This is a genomic window from Pseudomonas plecoglossicida NBRC 103162 = DSM 15088 (genome assembly GCF_000730665.1).
In the GTDB taxonomy this organism is placed as follows: Bacteria; Pseudomonadota; Gammaproteobacteria; order Pseudomonadales; family Pseudomonadaceae; genus Aquipseudomonas; species Aquipseudomonas plecoglossicida.
This window is the reverse complement of record NZ_BBIV01000056.1, coordinates 1-1,483: the sequence shown is the minus strand read 5'-3', so window position 1 is coordinate 1,483 and position 1,483 is coordinate 1. Positions and strand designations below refer to the sequence as shown.

Annotated in this window: 2 protein-coding genes; both read right to left on the bottom strand. The window is 65.7% G+C overall.

The features are described 5' to 3' along the window. Positions 1-25 precede the first annotated feature (25 nt). Positions 26-838 (bottom strand): SDR family oxidoreductase, encoded by an 813-nt coding sequence (locus PPL01S_RS22515; RefSeq protein WP_016395459.1) that lies wholly within the window; start codon positions 836-838, stop codon positions 26-28. A gap of 90 nt (positions 839-928) precedes the next feature. Continuing rightward, complete coding sequence (locus PPL01S_RS22510; RefSeq protein ID WP_016395460.1) at positions 929-1,393, bottom strand: hypothetical protein; 465 nt, start codon at positions 1,391-1,393, stop codon at positions 929-931. Positions 1,394-1,483: the final 90 nt, after the last annotated feature.

The window sequence follows — 1,483 nt, the reverse complement described above, 5'->3', positions numbered from 1 at the left end:
AGGGCCAGTACAGCCAACTGAAATCTCAGAGCGGTCGCAACAGCCCAAAGCGCTTGCGCAACGCCCAATCCAGCAATCGCCGTGGCAGCAGCCGATTCATCAACGGCAACGCCGTGCTGCCATTGCCCAACCGCACCACGGCCGGCACCGGCGATTTGCCAACGGCCGCCAACACCCCCTTGGCAAACACCGCCGCCGAGGTCGGCTTGTCCTGCGAAGCCCGCGCCCGTGCCCGCACATGTTCGCGCACCGGCCACCACGGTGAGTCCGCCGCCAGCACCTGCTCGGCCTGGCGCTCGGCATTGCTGGCGAACTGCGAGGCAATCGCCCCCGGCTGCACTTCCATCACCCGTACGCCGAAGGGCGCCAGTTCCAGGCGCAGCGCATCGCTCAAGGCATGCACGGCGGCCTTGGACGCGCAGTAGGCACCGGCGAAGGGGGTGACCAGCACACCCGAGACACTGCCGATGTTCACCACCAGCCCACGCGAACGGCGCAGCAGCGGAAACAACGCGCGGGTGACACCGACTACGGCGAAGACGTTGGTTTCGAACTGCTGGCGCATGGCGTCCACACCACCATCGAGCAAGGGGCCCATGGCGCCGTAGCCGGCGTTGTTGATCAGGATATCGAGGGTTTCGAGCTCTTCGGCCAGCCGGGCGAGGGCGTCGTTGTCGTTCACATCCAGTTGCCGGGCGATGTAGCCGGCGGCGCTCAACTGCTCGACATCTTCAGGCTTGCGGGCGGTGGCCCAGACTTCATGGCCGGCATCGCGCAAGGCGTCGGCCAGGGCGCGGCCGATGCCGCTGGAACAACCGGTGATCAGGACGGTGGGCATGGTTCAGGCCTGTGGGTCAGGAGAGGGTTTTGTTGCCTGTTCTGGCCTCATCGCCGGCAAGCCGGCGATAGGGCCTGTGCAGGCAATGCATCAATTGGCAAATGTACCTTGCAGACGCTCGGCACGAAACTCCAGGGTCTGTGGCCGATATCCAGCACGCAGCGGCGGCAATGGCAGGCAATCCTTCCACTCGGCCCCCGGCTGCAGTTCGCCAGGCCCTCGGTAGCGCGGTGCGTTGTAGGTGTTCTCGGCCAGGTTCACCGTATCGCCCGGCGCATACGCCGCCACGCGCCAGCGCAGTTCGGTGAGCGGGGAATCGTTGCCGTTTTTCATGCGCACTTGCAAGGCACGGTCGGCAGGGCACTGGTCTGGGGCGTAGTTCAGGCGCAGGTCCAGGCGGGCCAGTTGCGAGGCTTCACGGCTGTCTTGCCAGACCACGAGCAGGGCCACGAGGCCGAGGCCACAGACAGCGGCAAGGGAAATCGGCAGGGCCTTGGCCGGGTAGCGCAGAAGCAGCACCAGCCAGGTGAGGATGAGGAAGGCACCGATGATCATGGCGCGGGCAGACCTTGGTTGTGCAGGTCCGACCATCGTAGCGCCAAATCGCGGCGGCCTCAAAAATGGCAGGGCTTTGCCCTCCAATCG